The sequence below is a fragment of the Luteimonas sp. MC1828 genome (assembly GCF_016461615.1).
In the GTDB taxonomy this organism is placed as follows: Bacteria; Pseudomonadota; Gammaproteobacteria; order Xanthomonadales; family Xanthomonadaceae; genus Luteimonas.
Window position 1 is genome coordinate 705,500 of record NZ_JAEMNY010000002.1, and the last position, 15,995, is coordinate 721,494.

Annotated in this window: 11 protein-coding genes; 9 read left to right on the top strand and 2 right to left on the bottom strand. The window is 70.6% G+C overall.

The annotated features are described in order from the left end of the window. The first annotated feature begins 26 nt into the window (after nucleotides 1-26). The 4 genes from JHB91_RS13085 to JHB91_RS13100 are packed head-to-tail and all read left to right on the top strand — an operon-like array spanning nucleotide 27 to nucleotide 10,477. The gene (locus JHB91_RS13085) at nucleotides 27-2,048 is read left to right on the top strand and encodes a methyl-accepting chemotaxis protein (protein WP_199373348.1); all 2,022 of its coding nucleotides are present in this window, start codon (nucleotides 27-29) and stop codon (nucleotides 2,046-2,048) included. A gap of 11 nt (nucleotides 2,049-2,059) precedes the next feature. Then, the gene (locus JHB91_RS13090) at nucleotides 2,060-8,521 is read left to right on the top strand and encodes an Hpt domain-containing protein (RefSeq protein ID WP_199473172.1); all 6,462 of its coding nucleotides are present in this window, start codon (nucleotides 2,060-2,062) and stop codon (nucleotides 8,519-8,521) included. Then, nucleotides 8,514-9,989 (top strand): chemotaxis protein CheB, encoded by a 1,476-nt coding sequence (locus tag JHB91_RS13095; protein WP_199473173.1) that lies wholly within the window; start codon nucleotides 8,514-8,516, stop codon nucleotides 9,987-9,989. Before JHB91_RS13090 ends, JHB91_RS13095 begins: the two co-directional genes overlap by 8 nt. Before the next feature lie 8 nt (nucleotides 9,990-9,997). Then, a complete protein-coding gene (locus tag JHB91_RS13100; protein WP_199473174.1) occupies nucleotides 9,998-10,477 on the top strand; it encodes a chemotaxis protein CheW in 480 nt (159 codons plus the stop codon). Nucleotides 10,478-10,510: 33 nt separating this feature from the next. Here the strand turns inward: JHB91_RS13100 and JHB91_RS13105 are convergent, their stop codons facing one another. Together JHB91_RS13105 and bioA are read right to left on the bottom strand one after the other, a co-directional pair. Then, on the bottom strand, nucleotides 10,511-11,248 hold the full coding sequence (locus JHB91_RS13105) for a 16S rRNA (uracil(1498)-N(3))-methyltransferase (protein WP_199473175.1): 738 nt from the start codon (nucleotides 11,246-11,248) through the stop codon (nucleotides 10,511-10,513). Continuing rightward, nucleotides 11,239-12,642, bottom strand: coding sequence for an adenosylmethionine--8-amino-7-oxononanoate transaminase (gene bioA / locus JHB91_RS13110; protein WP_199473176.1), 1,404 nt, complete (start codon nucleotides 12,640-12,642; stop codon nucleotides 11,239-11,241). Before bioA ends, JHB91_RS13105 begins: the two co-directional genes overlap by 10 nt. Before the next feature lie 38 nt (nucleotides 12,643-12,680). Between bioA and nudE the strand changes: the two genes are divergently transcribed. From nudE to JHB91_RS13135, 5 genes are all read left to right on the top strand, one after another. Further along, on the top strand, nucleotides 12,681-13,235 hold the full coding sequence (nudE, locus tag JHB91_RS13115) for an ADP compounds hydrolase NudE (protein ID WP_199473177.1): 555 nt from the start codon (nucleotides 12,681-12,683) through the stop codon (nucleotides 13,233-13,235). Next, nucleotides 13,222-14,013: a 3'(2'),5'-bisphosphate nucleotidase CysQ gene (cysQ, locus tag JHB91_RS13120; RefSeq protein WP_199473178.1), complete on the top strand. Its 792-nt coding sequence runs from the start codon at nucleotides 13,222-13,224 to the stop codon at nucleotides 14,011-14,013. Before nudE ends, cysQ begins: the two co-directional genes overlap by 14 nt. A 42-nt stretch (nucleotides 14,014-14,055) precedes the next feature. Further along, complete coding sequence (gene mazG, locus JHB91_RS13125; protein WP_199374286.1) at nucleotides 14,056-14,859, top strand: nucleoside triphosphate pyrophosphohydrolase; 804 nt, start codon at nucleotides 14,056-14,058, stop codon at nucleotides 14,857-14,859. Between the two features lie 14 nt (nucleotides 14,860-14,873). Then, nucleotides 14,874-15,176, top strand: a complete 303-nt coding sequence (locus JHB91_RS13130; RefSeq protein ID WP_199473179.1) for an Mpo1-like protein — start codon at nucleotides 14,874-14,876, stop codon at nucleotides 15,174-15,176. Between the two features lie 99 nt (nucleotides 15,177-15,275). After that, nucleotides 15,276-15,989, top strand: a complete 714-nt coding sequence (locus JHB91_RS13135) for a response regulator transcription factor (RefSeq protein WP_199373339.1) — start codon at nucleotides 15,276-15,278, stop codon at nucleotides 15,987-15,989. Nucleotides 15,990-15,995 lie beyond the last annotated feature (6 nt).

The window sequence follows — 15,995 nt, forward strand, 5'->3', positions numbered from 1 at the left end:
GCCCCAGCAAGGTCAGAGGTAACTCCATGAGCAATGTCATCGACAGCGTAGCCGGCAAGGGTCGCAACATCGGCACCAACGTCTGGATCTGGTTGCTCGTGGTCTCGTTGCTGGTATTCGCCGGCAACACCATCTATGCGATGACCAAGGCCGCGCGCCTCGGCGGCGCCAGTACGGCGGCCTCCAGCCTGCAGGTGAACTCGCAGCGCCTGGCCAACCAGGGCCGCGAGGCGGTGGAAGGCAATGCCGCGTCGTTCGCGACGTTCCGCGCCACCAAGGCCGCGATCGACGGCGACATTTCCCGCCTCGACAGCAACTTCGGCACCACCACCGGCGTCAGCGGCCCGATCCGCGCGGTCGGCGAAACCTGGGCGCCACTTGCGATGAACGCCGACCAGGTGCTGGCCAGCGAGGCCGCCGTGGTCGCCTTCGCCGGCAATGCCGAGCGCTTCAGCCAGGCGGTGCCGCAGCTGCAGGCGCAGCTCGACGAAGTGGTGCGCGCGATGTCGGCCAGCGGCTCGCCGTCGTCGCAGATCTACATCGCGCTGCGCGAGGTGGTGCTGGCGTCCACGATGGCGCGTCGCGTCACCGAGATCCGCGCCGGCGGCGCCGGTGCCTCCAACGCGGGCGATGCGCTGGCCCGCGACGCGGGCGTCTTCGACCAGGTGCTCACAGGCCTGCGCTCCGGCGACGATGCGATGAACGTGCAGCCGCTGTCGAACGCCGCCGCGCTGGCCGCGCTGGCGCAGGCGACGACGCAGTGGGGGGAAATGAAAAAGGACCTCGACGCGATCCTCGCGAGCTCCGAGGACCTGTTCACCGCGCAGAACGCGGCCGCCGCGCTGACCACCGGATCGGACAAGCTGCTCGGCAACAGCGAATCGCTGTTCCAGGCGCTGACCGCGTTCGGTTCGCTGCGCGACACCAGCCTGCTGGGCAACATCTGGATCTCGATCATCTTCGGTGGCCTGGCGCTGGCCGCGCTGGTCGGCCTGCTGTGGTCGTCCGGTCGCGAGCGCCGCGAGCGCTTCGAGAACACCATGGAGCTCAACAACCGCAACCAGGAGGCGATCATGCGCCTGCTGGACGAGATGGGTTCGCTCGCCGAAGGCGACCTGACGGTCAAGGCCACCGTCACCGAGGACATGACCGGCGCCATCGCCGACTCCATCAACTTCGCCGTCGAGCAGCTGCGCAGCCTGGTGCAGACGATCAACGACACCTCGGTGCAGGTGGCGTCCAGCGCGCAGGAGACGCAGGCCACCGCCATGCACCTGGCCGAGGCCGCCGAGCACCAGGCGCAGGAGATCAACTCCGCGTCCGACCGCATCAACGAGATCGCGCAGAGCATCAACCAGGTGTCGCGCAACTCCGCCGAGTCCGCCGACGTGGCGCAGCGCTCGGTGCAGATCGCCACCAAGGGCGCGGGCGTGGTCCGCGAGACGATCGCCGGCATGGACTCGATCCGCGACCAGATCCAGGAAACCTCCAAGCGCATCAAGCGCCTCGGCGAAAGCTCGCAGGAGATCGGCTCGATCGTCGAACTGATCAACGACATCTCCGAGCAGACCAACATCCTGGCGCTCAACGCGGCCATCCAGGCGGCGTCCGCCGGTGAGGCGGGCCGTGGCTTCGCGGTCGTGGCCGACGAAGTGCAACGCCTCGCCGAACGCGCATCCAACGCCACCAAGCGCATCGAGACGCTGGTGCAGACCATTCAGAGCGATACCAACGAGGCCGTCAGCTCGATGGAACAGACGACGTCCGAGGTGGTCGCCGGTGCGCGCCTGGCCGAGGACGCCGGTACCGCGCTGGGTGAGATCGAAAACGTGTCGACCAGCCTGGCATCGCTCATCGAAGGCATCTCGAGCGCCTCGCAGCAGCAGTCCGCGGCCGCGACCAACATCACCGCGACCATGAACACGATCCAGTCGATCACCGCGCAGACTTCGCAGGGCGCCAACCAGACCGCCGAGTCGATTGGCAACCTGGCGCAGCTCGCGGCCGACCTGCGCCGCTCGGTCGCCGACTTCAAGCTGCCGGCCTGAAGCGCAGACCGATGACCGCCCTGCGCGACGCTATCGACTACACCACGCTCGGCTGGGTCAAGCCGGAGCTCGACGAGACCCTGCGCCAGGCGCGGATCGAGATCGAGGACTTCGCCGCCGACCCCGCCGACACCAGCCGCATGCGCTTCTGTGCCAGCTACCTGCACCAGGTGCAGGGCACGCTGCGCATGGTCGAGCTGTACGCGCCGGCGATGGTGGCCGAGGAGATGGAGCGCCTGGCCCAGGCGCTGCAGGACGGTCGCACCACCGACCGCGATGCCGCCTGCGCCACCCTGATGCGCGGCGTGGTGCTGCTCCCGGATTACCTCGAGCGCCTGCAGAGCGGCCACAAGGACATCCCGATCGTGCTGCTGCCGCTGCTCAACGAGCTGCGCGCGGCACGCGGCGAAGCGGGGTTGTCGGAGAGCGTGCTGTTCGCGCCCGACCTGCAGCGTCCGTTGCCCGGCGGGATCGCGCCGGCACCGACCACGGTCGAGCCGGCGCCGGTGCGCAATGCGCGCGTCCAGCCCCTGCTTTCCGGGCTGCGCGACGCCATGGCCGCCTGGCCGGAATCCGGCGCGCCGGACAATGCCGGCGTGCTTGCCGGATCGCTCGACGAGCTGCTGGCACAGACCCGGCAGGAGCCCGCGAGGCGGATGCTGTGGGTGGCGTCGTCGGTGGCCAAGGCCATGTCCGATGGCGCGCTGCAGGCAGGCCCGGGCCTGCGCCAGGCGTTCGCCAGCGTCGAGCGCGAATCGCGGCGCATGTTCGAGGACGACGGCTTCGGCATTCCGCGCGCCGAGGCCGTACTCGAGCCGACCCGCCAACTGCTGTACCACGTGGCCCACGGCAGCGGCGACCATGAGCAGCTGCGCGCGCTGCACGACACGTTCGAACTGGGCGGCCAGCTGCCCACCGATTCCGAGATCAGCCACGCGCAAGGCAGCCTGAGCGGCCGCAACCGCGCGCTGCTCGACACCGTATCCGCTGCCGTCAAGGAAGACCTGCTGCGCGTCAAGGATGCGCTCGACCTGCACCTGCGCACCGGCGAAGGCGAGCTCTCGCGCCTGGCGCCGCAGGTCGAGGCACTCGGCGGCGTCGCCGACACCCTCGGCATGCTCGGCCTGGGCGTCGCGCGCGGCGTGATCCAGCAGCAGCGCGATGCCATGGCGGCCATCGTCCGCGGCGACCGTGCCGCCGACGAGGGCGCGCTGCTCGACGTTGCCGGCGCACTGCTCTATGTCGAAGCCACGCTCGACGACCAGGTTTCGCGCCTTGGTGCGGGCGACGAGGAGGGCGGCGACCAGGACGACCTGTTCTCCACCGAGTCGCGCAAGGTGCTGGAGGTGCTGGTCCGCGAGGCCATCGCCAACTTCGCCGATGCGCGCCAGGCCTTCGTAGCGTTCATCGAGACCAGCTGGGACCACGCCGAGCTGGCCGAGGTGCCGCGGCTGCTGCAGGAGGTCTCGGGCGCACTGCAGATGCTCGAGCTGCCAGTGCCCGCCGCGTACCTCACCGGTGTGCGCCGCTACACCGAAACCGAATTGATCGGCTGCCGCCGCGTGCCCAACGGCCGCCAGCTGGACACCTTCGCCGACGCACTGGCGAGCCTGGAGTACTACCTCGAGGCGCTGCGCGAGAACCGCTTCAACCGCGACGAGATCCTCGATGTCACCCGCCAGAGCCTGGAAACGCTGGGCTACTGGCCGCTGCCGGCGGAACTGGATACCGGAGCTGCCGCATCGCCTGCCGGTTCCGGCACGGAGCCGCAGGCGGTCTTCAGCGAGGCGGACATCGAGCGCACGGTTGCTGCGCTGATCGACCGCGACGCCGACGGCGCGCGTGCGGCACTGCCTGCGCCCGCAGCTGCATCGGAACCGGCACCCGCACCTGCACCCGCGCCCGCGATCGCGCGCGCCGCGGGTGGCTTCGAGGCCACCGGCGACGAGATCGACGACGAGATCCGCGAGGTGTTCCTCGAGGAATTCGCGGAAGAGATCGACAACCTCGACCAGCTGCTGCCGCTGTGGCGTGCGCAGCCCGACGATCTCGAGCGCCTGCGCCCGATCCGCCGCGTGTTCCACACCCTCAAGGGCAGCGGGCGCCTGGTCGGCGCGCGCACGCTGGGTGAATTCAGCTGGAAGGTCGAGCACATGCTCAACCGCGTGCTCGACGGCACGCGCGTCGCGAGCCCGGCGGTGGTGGCGATGGTCGACCAGGCCTTCTACACCCTGCCGCAGCTGCAGGCTGCGCTGCGCGGCGACGGTCCCGTGCAGGTCGACCTCGAGCGCATGCAGGCCTCCGCCGAGCGTATCGCCAGCGGCGACGAAGGCATGCCCGAGCATGCGGTGCCGTCTGCTGCGGCGATTGATGGTGCGTCCGCGGCCGGCGACGCCGCGACGAGCGCGCTGTCGGGGATCGACGCCGATGCGCGCGCGGACTTCGACACCGCAGCCGTTGCGCCGGACGACGAGGCCGTGGCCGAAGAGACGGCCGGCGGCGCCCCCATCGAGATGATGCCGGCGTCGGTCGACGCGCTCCTGCTTGAAATCCTCGACGCCGAGGTCGCCGGTCACCTGGTGACGGTCGACGCGTGGGTGGCCCGTGCGGCCGAGGCGCCGACCCCGGCCAGCGAGGAGCTGCTGCGCGCCCTGCACACCATGAACGGCGCCTTCGCGATGACCGAAGTGCCGTCGGTCGCGCAGGTGGTGGCGCCCGCCGAGGGGTATATCCGTCGCCTGCTCGCTGGCGGTGCCCCGGCATCCGCGGAAGGCGTGGCCGCCATCGGCGAACTCACCGAGGTGGCACGCGCCGCCCTGGTCGGCCTGCATGCGCCCGCGCCGCAGGTGCCGGTAGCCATCGCACTTGCCGCACGCCTGGTGAGCCTGCGTGACGCGCTGCCCGATATCAGGATGGCCCCGCAGGATGGCCAGGCCGGAGAGCGCGACGCCGACGCGGACGCGGCGGCGGACGACAGCATTGCCGGTGCGATGCAGGCCTTGATTGGCCAGTCCCCGGAGCTGGTCGATCTCGACCTGAGCGAATACGCGAACTTCCAGCCGACCTCCGAGGATGCCGTCGCATCCGACAGCGTCGCCGCGGACGCGGAGCGCATTGAAGCGGAGCGCCTCGAAGCGGAGCGCCTTAAGGCGGAGCGCATTGAAGCGGAGCGCATTGAAGCGGAGCGCGTTGAAGCGGAGCGCATTGAAGCGGAGCGCATTGAAGCAGAACGCCTCGAAGCAGAACGCCTCGAAGCGGAGCGCCTTGAAGCAGAACGCCTCGAAGCGGAGCGCTTCGAAGCGGAGCGCCTTGAGGCGGCGCGCGTCGAGGCGGCGCGCGTCGAGGCCGAGCGCGTGGAAATCGAACGCGGCGAAGCCGAACGCGTCGAAGCCGAGCGGCTCGAAGCGGAGCGCGTCGAGGCAGAACGAGTCGAAGCCGAACGAATCGAAGCGGAGCGAGTCGAAGCGGAGCGCCTCGAAGCGGAACGCCTTGAACTCGAACGTCTCGATGCCGAACGCATCGAGAGCGAACGGCTTGAAGCCGAACGGGCCGAAGCAGCGCAGTCGATGGTGGCGTCGCTCGATGCCGGAGGCGCAGACGCCGAGATGCTGGCCGAAGACCTGGATGCATCCGATGCCGGGCGCCTTGAGGCCGAGCGCGCGGCACTGGATGCGCTGGAAGCCGGACTGCTCGACGCCGAGCGCATCGAAGCCGAGCGTCTGGAGGCGGAACGCGTAGAGCTCGAACAGCTGGAAGCCGAAATCGCCGCAGAGGAGCGCGCCGAGGCCGGGCGGGTCGAGGCCGAGCGTCTTGAAGCAGCCCGCGTCGAGGCAGAGAGCGCCGAGGCAGAGCGGGCCGAAGCCGAACGGGCAGACGCCGAACGCGTCGAAGCAGAACGCGCGGAAGCGGAACGCCTCGAACTCGAGCAGCTGGAAGCCGAAATCGCCGCCGCCGATCAGGCCGAAGCCGAACGCCTCGATGCCGAACGTGCCGAGGCCGAGCGCCTCGAAGCCGAGCGCCTCGACGCCGAAGCCTTCGAAGCCGAAGAACTCGAAGCCGCCAACGACGGCCGGCACGACGTCGACCCGGCGGTGGCAGCGCTGCTGGCGGCGATCGCGCTGGACCATGACCCGGATGCGGCGTTCGACTTCACCGGCCTCGATCCAGAGCTCATCGACATCTTCGTCGAGGAGAGCCGCGACCTGCTCGACCATTCCGACGGCCTGCTTGCGCGCCTGCGCGAAGCGCCGGGCGACCGCGATCCGGTGGTCGGCATGCAGCGCGACCTGCATACCCTCAAGGGTGGCGCGCGCATGGCGGGCGTGTTCGCCATCGGTGAGCTGGGCCACGCGATGGAATCCCTGCTGGAAGCCGTGGCGGAGCAGCGCTTCGACCTCGGTCGCGGTGACGTGCCGCTGCTCGAGCGCGGCTTCGACCGACTGCATGCGATGGTCCTGCGCGTGGGCGAAGGCCGCGCGATCAGCGCGTCGCAGGCGTTGATCGACGCGTTCGACGCGCGTGCCCGCGGCGATGACCTGGCGACGCACACGGCGGCCGCCGATGCGGTCCGCGTCCCCGCGCCGAAGGTCGAGCTCCGGCCGCTGTCGGCTCCGATCAGCAACTCGCCGCTTGGGGGCGACGACGACGACATCGCCGTCCGCGCGCCGCAGGAGCAGGTGCGCATCCGCGCCGACCTGCTCGACCGCCTGGTCAACTACGCCGGCGAGGTGGCGATCTACCGCGCGCGCCTCGAACAGCAGCTGGGCGCGTTCCGCGGCGCGATGGGCGAGATGGAGCAGACCAACATGCGTCTGCGCGACCAGCTGCGCCGCCTCGACATCGAGACCGAAGCGCAGATCGTCGCCCGGTACCAGCGCGAGCAGGACACCGGCGACGCGACCTTCGATCCGCTCGAACTCGACCGCTTCTCGACCCTGCAGCAGCTGTCGCGCGCGCTTGGCGAGTCTGCGGCCGACCTGACCAGCCTGCAGGGGACGCTGGATGACCTGACGCGCCAGTACGAAACCCTGCTGCTGCAGCAGTCGCGCGTCAGCTCCGAGCTGCAGGAAGGCCTCATGCGCACGCGCATGGTGCCGTTCGACGGGCTGGTGCCGCGCCTGCGTCGCGTGGTCCGCCAGGCCGCCGGCGATACCGGCAAGCACGTGCAGCTGAAGCTCGACGGCGCGCATGGCGAGCTCGACCGCAACGTGCTGGAGCGCATGACCGCGCCGCTGGAGCACATGCTGCGCAACGCCGTGGCCCACGGCCTCGAGTCGCCCAAGCAGCGCCGCAAGGCGCGAAAGGCGGAAGAGGGCACCGTGCGCATCGCGGTTCGCCGCGAGGGTTCGGAAGTGGTGCTCGAGGTCGGAGACGACGGTGACGGCCTGGACCGCGCCGCGATCCGCCGGCGTGGCGAGGAGCGCGGCCTGCTGCGTCCCGACGCCGTGATCGCCGATGCCGACCTCGACATGCTGATCTTCGAGCCCGGCTTCTCCACGGTCGACGAGGTCAGCCGCCTGGCCGGCCGCGGCGTCGGCATGGACGTCGTGGCCAGCGAGGTCCGCCAGCTCGGCGGCACGCTCGACATCAGGACCCGCAAGGGTGAAGGCACGACCTTCATCCTGCGCCTGCCGCAGACGCTGGCGGTGACCCAGGCGGTGTTCGTCAAGATCGGCGACACCAGCTTCGCGGTGCCCATCGCCTCGGTGCGCGGCGTCGGCCGCATTGCCCGCGACGAGTTCGAAAAGCCGGGCGCGAGCTACTCCTACGGTGGCGAGGACTACATCGTCCACGACCTCGGCGGACTGGTCGGTCATGGCGCGGCGAAGGCCGAAGGCCAGATGCAGATGCCGGTGCTGCTGGTCCGCTCGGGCGAGCTGCGCGCGGCGGTGGCGGTGGACCAGATCATCGGCAGCCGCGAAATCGTGGTGAAGCCGGTCGGGCCGCAGGTCGCCTCGATCCCGGGCATCTTCGGCGCCACCATCATGGGCGACGGCGGCGTGGTGGTGATCCTCGACGTCGCGCCGCTGGTGCGCCGCCAGGTCACGATGCCGCGCGACGCCGAGCCTGTGGTCGCGCAGGAGCAGCGCCCGGTACCGCTGGTGATGGTGGTCGACGACTCGATCACCATGCGCAAGGTCACCGGCCGCATCCTGGAGCGCCACAACTTCGAGGTCGCGACCGCGAAGGACGGCCTGGATGCCCTGGAGCGGATGGCCGAGCGCGTGCCGGACCTGATGCTGCTCGACATCGAGATGCCGCGCATGGACGGCTACGAGCTCGCCACCGAGATGAAGGCCGACCCGCGCCTGCGCAACGTGCCGATCGTGATGATCACCTCGCGTACCAGCGAGAAGCATCGCCAGCGCGCGTTCGAGATCGGCGTGGACCGCTATCTCGGCAAGCCGTACCAGGAGAACGAGCTGGTGCGCAACGTCTACGACCTGCTGAAGCTGAAGCGCGAAGATGCCTGACGCGAGCGACAAGATCCGCGTGCTGCTGCTCGCGCGCCCCGGTGAGGCGCGCGTGCGCCTGGAGGCCGCGATTGCCGATGCCGGCGCGGAGCTCGCGCTGGCAGCCGATCCGGTCACGGCCGATCCCGCCGAGGCCGTGGCGCTTGCGCCGCAGGCAGTGCTGGTCGCGCTGGAGCCGGCGATCGAGGACGCGCTGGAGGGCTACGACGCCCTGCTCATGGATCCCGCGATCGTGGTTGTGTTCGACGAGGCCGAGTTGGCCGCGCAACGCGAAGGCTGGGACGCGGCGCGCTGGGTCCGCCACCTCGCCGCCAAGCTCAACCGGCACCACGACGTGCTGCCGCCCGGAGCCGAGGACGAACACGCCCTCCATCCCCGACCGGGTGCATTGCCGGCGCGCGAGTTCGACGGCAGCACACTCGATCTGGTCGCGCTGGCGGACACGGCGCTTGAGCTTGCCGCCGAGGTGCCACGCGCGGACGCGTTCGATGATCCCGTGCCGGGCTCCGGCTTGTCCGGGCTGGTGTCGGCCGAAGACATGGACTGGTCCTCTTCGGCGCCGACCGGCGATTACGGTGCGTCGCTGGCCGACGACCCGGGGCTCGCCGCGCTGCTGGCGGAGCAGGCGCAAGCCGCGCACGGCGACCAGGCATCGCTGGTGGCCGCCGATCACGATTTCGGATTCAGCCTGGTCGACCCGCAGGCGCCAGCCGCGGATGTCGTCGAGGCGGGTGAAGGCGAGGCCGACGACAGCGCCGACAACAGCGACGACAGCAGCAGGGCCGACATGCTCGCGCTGGGCGATGGCCTGTCGCTGGCCGAAGACGACGCGCCGCTGGCAAGCCGGCCATCCGCGCCCTCCGTCGATCTCGATGCCCTGGAAAGCCGCCTCGGCGGGCTGTCGCTGGCCGAGTTCGACAGCTATGGCCACGGCACGCTGCGCGGCGCGGTGCTGGTGGAAGGCGGGCTGGGTGGGCCGGATGCGGTGCGCCAGCTGCTCGGCACGCTGCCCGAGGGTTTCCCGCGCGCGGTGCTGGTGCGCCTGCAGCTCGACGGCGGACGCTACGACCGGCTGGTGAAGCAGATGGAACGCGCGACGCCGCTGCCGGTGGCGCTCGCCGAAGCCGGCCAGGCCGCCGAGGCCGCCACGATCTATTTCCTGCCGCCGGAGCTGGTGGTCGTCGCCGACCGCGCGCGCCTGGTGTTCGAGGCGGTTGGAGAGGACGACGCGCGGGATCCCGTCGCGGCGCTTCCGGCAGGCGACAGTGCGCTGCTGTTCCTGAGCGGCAGCGATCCGGTGCGCGCAGAGCGCGCCATGGCGCTGGCGATGGACGGTGCGCTGGTGATGGCCCAGTCGCCGGAGACCTGCTACGACGCTGCCGCCGCCGACGCGCTGATCGCGCGTGGTGCCGCGTCGGCCGATCCCTCCGACCTCGCGCAGCATCTGTGCGACCGCTGGCCAAGTTGAGAACCCACATGAGCACCCCTGCCAGCACCGAGATCCGCGGCGTCCTGATCCAGGTCGCAGGCGCGCGCCTGCTGCTGCCCAACGCCACGATCGCCGAGGTCCTGTCCTTCGCCGAACCGGAGCCGGTGGACGGTGCCCCGCACTGGCTGCTGGGCCGCATCCGCTGGCGTGGCTGGCAACTGCCGCTGGTGTCGTTCTCGCGCCTGTCCGGCCTGGCTGACGAGGCCGGCGGCCTTGGCAGCAAGGTCGTGGTGCTGAAGGCGCTGGGCGAGGACGCCAAGCTTCCGCACCTGGCGCTCCTGACCCAGGGCTTCCCGCGCCTGGTGACGGTGGCGCGTGACGCGCTGGTGGAGGACGCCGGTGACGGCGATGGCGATCAGGCGTTGCCGACCGCCGTGCGCATGCGCGTGCTGCTCAACAACGAGCCGGCGCTGCTGCCGGACGTGGACGCGGTCGAGCGCGCGATCCACGGCGCCCTGGCTGCCTGACGCCATGCCTTCGGCGCCCGCACCGGGCGTCGCCTAGCGCAGGTCCCCGAACGCCGCCTGCAGCACGCTGATCGCCGCGATGCCGGCGGTTTCGGTGCGCAGGATCCGCGGCCCCAACCGCACGCCGCTGAACCCCGCCGCGACCAGCTGCTCGCGGTCGCGCGGCGACCAGCCGCCCTCCGGACCGACGCCGACGACCACCGTGGCCGACGCCGGCATCGCCAGCGCGTGGATGCCGGTCGCCGCGCACGGGTCGAGCGTCACCCGCAGGGCGTCTCCCGGCAGCGACGCCATCGCCTCGGCCAGGCCGAGCGGAGCGGCCACCGACGGCAATCGCGCGCGGCCGCTCTGGCCACAGGCGGACGCCACCACGCCCTGCCAGTGCTGCACGCGTTTTGCGGACCGCGCGGCGTCCAGCCGCACCTCGCTGCGCTCGCTGTTGACCGGCACGAACCCGGCGACGCCGAGCTCGGTGGCCTTCTGCAGGATCCAGTCCATCTTCTCGCCGCGCGCCACGCCCTGCAGCAGGATGATGCGCAGCGGCGATTCGGCATCCACCACGCGCGCGGCCAGCACTTCGACCTCGCCGCCGCGCTTGCCGGCCGCGACCACGCGCGCGTCGTAGTCGTGGCCGTCGCCGTTGAACAGCACGCAGCTGTCACCCACGTCGAGTCGCAGTGCGCGGAGCAGATGGGCCGCCGCATCCTCGGGCAGCGCCAGGCGCATGCCGGGCGCCAGCACCGCATCGACCCAGGCGCGGGTCAGGCGCATGTACCCGCCGCGATCGCCGCGGCCGTGGTCTCGGCGAGCAGCGCCAACTGGTCGTCATCGATGCAGTAGGGCGGCATCCAGTACAGGATGTCGCCGAGCGGACGCAGCAGAACGCCGCGTTCGATGGCTTCGCGATGGGCGCGCAGGCCGACCTTGTCGGAGGCCGCGAATGGTGTCGCGCGGTTGCCATCGCGGGCCAGTTCGAAGGCCACCACCATGCCGGCCTGGCGGACGTCGGCGACGTGCGGCAGTGACGCGAACGGCGCGGCGAGCGCGGCCATCTTCGCGGCCGTCTGCTGGTTGCGGGCGACGACATCGTCGCTGGCGAAGATGTCGAGCGAGGTCAGCGCCGCGGCGCACGCCAGCGGGTTGCCGGTGTAGCTGTGCGAATGCAGGAACGCACGTTCACGCGTGTCGTCGAGGAAGCCGTCGTAGATCGCCTCCGTGGCGAGCACGGCCGCCAGCGGCAGGAAGCCGCCGGTCAGGCCCTTCGACAGGCACATCAGGTCCGGCATGATGCCGGCCTGTTCGCAGGCGAACATGGTGCCGGTGCGGCCGAAGCCGGTGGCGATCTCGTCCGCGATCAGGAACACGCCGTGCACGTCGCACAGCTCGCGCGCGCGCTTCAGGTACACCGGGTCGTGCATGCGCATGCCGCCGGCGCACTGCAGCCGCGGCTCCAGGATCAGTGCGCAGAACTCGCCGGGATGGTCGTCGAACAGGCGCGCCAGCGCGTCCGCGGCATCCTCCGCGCAGGCCGCCGCAGACTGGCCGGGAGCGGCCAGGTAGGCATCGGGCGAGGGCGTGAACATCGCCTCCAGCAGCAGCGGCGCGTACACGCGGCGGTACAGCGGGATGTCGCCCACCGAGAGCGCGCCGATCGTTTCGCCGTGGTACCCGTTGGACAGCGCCGCGAACTTCGTGCGCCGCGGCTCGTCGCCGCGGTTGCGGAACCACTGGAATGCCATCTTCAGCGCGACTTCCACGCCGGCCGAGCCGTTGTCGGCGTAGAACACCTTGGCCAGCGGCGCGCGGCCGGGCTGGCGTGGCGCGAGCGCAAGCAGGCGCTCGGCGAGTTCCACTGCGCCGGGGTGCGTGGCGCCGGCGAGGATCACGTGCTCCAGCGTGCGCGCCTGGCGCGCCACCGCCTCGGCGATGCGCGGCTCGGCGTGGCCGTGGATATTGGTCCACCAGCTGCTGACCGCATCCAGCGTGCGCCGGCCGTCGTGGCCGACCAGCCAGGCGCCGTCGCCGCGCGCGACTTCGAGCATCGGCAGCTCGCCGGCCTGCTCGCGCATCTGCGTGCACGGGTGCCAGACCACGGCCAGGTCGCGGGAACGCCAGCGGCCGGGCTCGGCTAGAATGGCGGGATCGTGGATCGTCTTGTCGGACATCGCTGCATTATCGCCCGAGCGGCCGCGTGGACGTCGCGATGAGCCGCCGGCTGCCGATCATCCACGGCATCACCGAGAGCGATGCCGGCCCGTACCGCCTCGAGCACATGGACATCGAGTTCGGCAACGGCGAGCGCCGCCGCTACGAGCGCCTGCATGGCCGCGGCCATGGCGCGGTGGTGGTGGTGCCGATGCTCGACGCCGACACGGTGCTGCTGGTGCGCGAGTACGCCGCCGGCGTGCACCGCTACGAACTGGGCCTGGTCAAGGGCCGCATCGACGCCGGTGAGACGCCCGTCGAGGCCGCAAACCGCGAGCTCAAGGAGGAAGCCGGCTACGGCGCGCAGCGCATCGACGTGCTGCGCGCGCTGACCCTGGCGCCGACCTACATGAGCCACCAGACGCACCTCGTGCTGGCGCGCGACCTGTATCCCGAGCGCCTGCCCGGCGACGAGCCCGAGGAGCTGGAGGTCGTGCCATGGCGCTTCGACCGCCTGCATGAGTTGATCCTGCGCGAGGACTTCTCCGAAGGCCGCTCGATCGCCGCGCTGTTCATCGTCCGCGACTGGCTGGCGCACCATGCCGCTGGCTGAGGGCGTGCGCGCCGGCGTGCTGGCCGTCGCGCGCGATGCCGCGGCCGCGATCATGGCGGTGTACGCCGGCGAGTTCGCGGTCGAGCACAAGGCCGACGCCAGCCCGCTGACCGCCGCCGACATGGCCGCGCACCGCTGCATCGTCGCGGGCCTTGCCGCGTTGACGCCCGACATTCCCGTGCTGTCGGAAGAGTCGGCGCACGTACCGCCGGCCACGCGCCACGGCTGGCGCACGTTCTGGCTGGTCGATCCGCTCGATGGCACCCGCGAGTTCATCAAGCGCAATGGCGAGTTCACCGTCAACATCGCGCTGGTCGATGACGGCGTGCCGGTGTTCGGCGTGATCCAGGCACCGGTGACCGGCGTGCTCTGGCACGGCACGCCTGGCGTGGGCGCGTGGCGTTGCGACGCCGACGGCGAGCGCGCGATCCAGACGCGGCGCCCGGCCACGATGCCGTTGACGGTCGCCGCCAGCCGCTCGCACCTCGACACGCGCACCGCCGCGCTGATGGCGCGCATCGGCGAACACGCCACCATCGGCCTCGGCTCGTCGCTGAAGTTCTGCCTGCTCGCCGAGGGCGGCATGGATGCGTATCCGCGCTTCGGCCCGACCAGCGAGTGGGATACCGCCGCAGGCCAGGCGATCCTCGAAGCCGCCGGCGGCTGCGTGCTCGATCCGCGCGGCCGCCCGTTCCGCTACAACCAGCGCGACACCCTGCTCAACGGCGACTTCATCGCGCTCGGCGATCCGCAGCTGCCCTGGCGTGACTGGATCTAGGCGCGTGCCCAGGAGCAACACGTGAACGGACAACTCGACCCCATGCAGCGGTTGCTGGCGATCATGGCGCGGCTGCGCGATCCCGATGGCGGCTGTCCGTGGGATCTCGAGCAGGACTTCGCGAGCATCGCGCCGTACACGATCGAGGAGGCCTACGAGGTCGCCGACGCGATCGACCGCGGCGACCTGCCAGCGCTGTGCGAGGAGCTCGGTGACCTGCTGCTGCAGGTGGTGTTCCATGCGCAGATGGCGGCGGAGCAGGGTGCGTTCGCCTTCGGCGACGTCGCCAACGCGATCGCCGACAAGATGGAGCGCCGCCACCCGCACGTGTTCGGCGATGCAAGCCAGGACGATGCCGAAGGCGTGCTGCGCGAGTGGGACGCCATCAAGCGCGCCGAGCGCGCGGCCGCCGGCGATGCCGACACCTCGGCGCTCGCCGGCATAGCCCGCGGCCTGCCGGAGTGGCAGCGCGCAACCAAGCTGCAGCATCGCGCGGCGCGGGTCGGTTTCGATTGGCCCGGGCCGGCACCGGTGTTCGCCAAGCTCGAGGAAGAGCTTGCGGAAGTGCGCGTCGAGTTCGACGCGGTGGCGGGCGACGCGGATGACGCCGCGGCCCGCGATCGCCTGGAAGCGGAGATCGGCGACCTGCTGTTCGTCGCGGCCAATCTCGCCCGCCACGCAAAGGTCGATGTCGGATCCGCGCTGCGCCGCGCCAACCACAAGTTCGAGCGCCGCTTCCGCAGCATGGAGGCGATGGCCGCATCGGACGGCACCGGCTTGCAGTGCCTGTCGCTGGAAGAGCAGGATCGCTACTGGGATCTCGCCAAGGCGCGCGAGAGCAACTGAGGACGGGGGCCGGGATGTCGCGCTTCACCAGTTTCCGCGAGTTCTATCCGTTCTACCTGTCCGAGCACGCCAACCGCACCTCGCGACGGCTCCACTTCGCGGGCAGCTGCGGTGCGCTGGCCTGCGTCGCCATGGCGATGTTCCGTGGCAACGCCTGGTGGGTACTGGCCGCCCTGGCCTGCGGCTACGGGTTCGCCTGGGTGGGGCACTATGTCTTCGAGAAGAACCGCCCGGCCACATTCCGCCACCCGCTGTACTCGTTCGCCGGCGACTGGGTGATGTTCAAGGACATCCTGACCGGCCGGATTCCGTTCTGACGGGTTTTTTTGCGATCTTTCTCCGGGCCTTCACGGCGCGTAGACCTGCCACACGGCAGCCTTTCACAAAGCTGAAGACTGCCTTGGAGTGGAGCACATATGCGCGGATCGCAGGAGCCGGGTGGACTTGTCCTGATCGTCGAGGACAACCGCAATATTTCGGAAATGGTGGGTGAGTACCTGGAGGGGAAGGGGTTCGAGGTCGATTACGCCGCCGATGGCCTGGACGGTTACCGCCTGGCCGCGGAGAACAACTACGACGTGGTGGTGCTGGACCTGATGCTGCCGCGGCTTGACGGCATCGAAGTCTGCAAGCGCCTGCGCGAGGAAGCCCGCAAGTCCACGCCGGTGCTGATGCTGACCGCGCGTGACACGCTGGACGAAAAGCTCACCGGCCTGGGTGCCGGCGCCGACGACTACCTCACCAAGCCGTTCGCGATCCAGGAGCTCGAGGCGCGCCTGCGTGCCCTGATCCGTCGCGAGCGGCGCCAGGTGGGTTCGGAGGTGCTGAAGGTCGCCGACCTGGTCCTCGACCCGGCGAGCCTCCGCGCCACGCGCGGCGGCAGCGAACTGCAGCTGTCGCCGATCGGGCTGAAGCTCCTCACCATCCTCATGCGCGAGTCGCCGCGGGTGGTCAACCGCCAGGAGATCGAGCGCGAGATCTGGGGCAACAGCCTGCCCGATTCGGACACGCTGCGCAGCCATCTCTACAACCTGCGCAAGACCATCGACAAGCCGTTCGACAAGCCGCTGCTGCATACCGTGCAGAGCGCCGGCTATCGCATCGCGGACATCGAACAGCCCCCGGCCTGACGGTTC

What these genes read in the sequence shown, in the direction of transcription:
- JHB91_RS13085 (WP_199373348.1), top strand. Translation starts at nt 27, where the DNA reads ATGAGCAATGTCATCGACAGCGTAGCCGGCAAGGGTCGCAACATCGGC.
- bioA (WP_199473176.1), bottom strand. Translation starts at nt 12,642, where the DNA reads ATGTCCGACAAGACGATCCACGATCCCGCCATTCTAGCCGAGCCCGGC.
- JHB91_RS13095 (WP_199473173.1), top strand. Translation starts at nt 8,514, where the DNA reads ATGCCTGACGCGAGCGACAAGATCCGCGTGCTGCTGCTCGCGCGCCCC.
- nudE (WP_199473177.1), top strand. Translation starts at nt 12,681, where the DNA reads ATGAGCCGCCGGCTGCCGATCATCCACGGCATCACCGAGAGCGATGCC.
- JHB91_RS13105 (WP_199473175.1), bottom strand. Translation starts at nt 11,248, where the DNA reads ATGCGCCTGACCCGCGCCTGGGTCGATGCGGTGCTGGCGCCCGGCATG.
- cysQ (WP_199473178.1), top strand. Translation starts at nt 13,222, where the DNA reads ATGCCGCTGGCTGAGGGCGTGCGCGCCGGCGTGCTGGCCGTCGCGCGC.
- JHB91_RS13100 (WP_199473174.1), top strand. Translation starts at nt 9,998, where the DNA reads ATGAGCACCCCTGCCAGCACCGAGATCCGCGGCGTCCTGATCCAGGTC.
- JHB91_RS13130 (WP_199473179.1), top strand. Translation starts at nt 14,874, where the DNA reads ATGTCGCGCTTCACCAGTTTCCGCGAGTTCTATCCGTTCTACCTGTCC.
- JHB91_RS13090 (WP_199473172.1), top strand. Translation starts at nt 2,060, where the DNA reads ATGACCGCCCTGCGCGACGCTATCGACTACACCACGCTCGGCTGGGTC.
- JHB91_RS13135 (WP_199373339.1), top strand. Translation starts at nt 15,276, where the DNA reads ATGCGCGGATCGCAGGAGCCGGGTGGACTTGTCCTGATCGTCGAGGAC.
- mazG (WP_199374286.1), top strand. Translation starts at nt 14,056, where the DNA reads ATGCAGCGGTTGCTGGCGATCATGGCGCGGCTGCGCGATCCCGATGGC.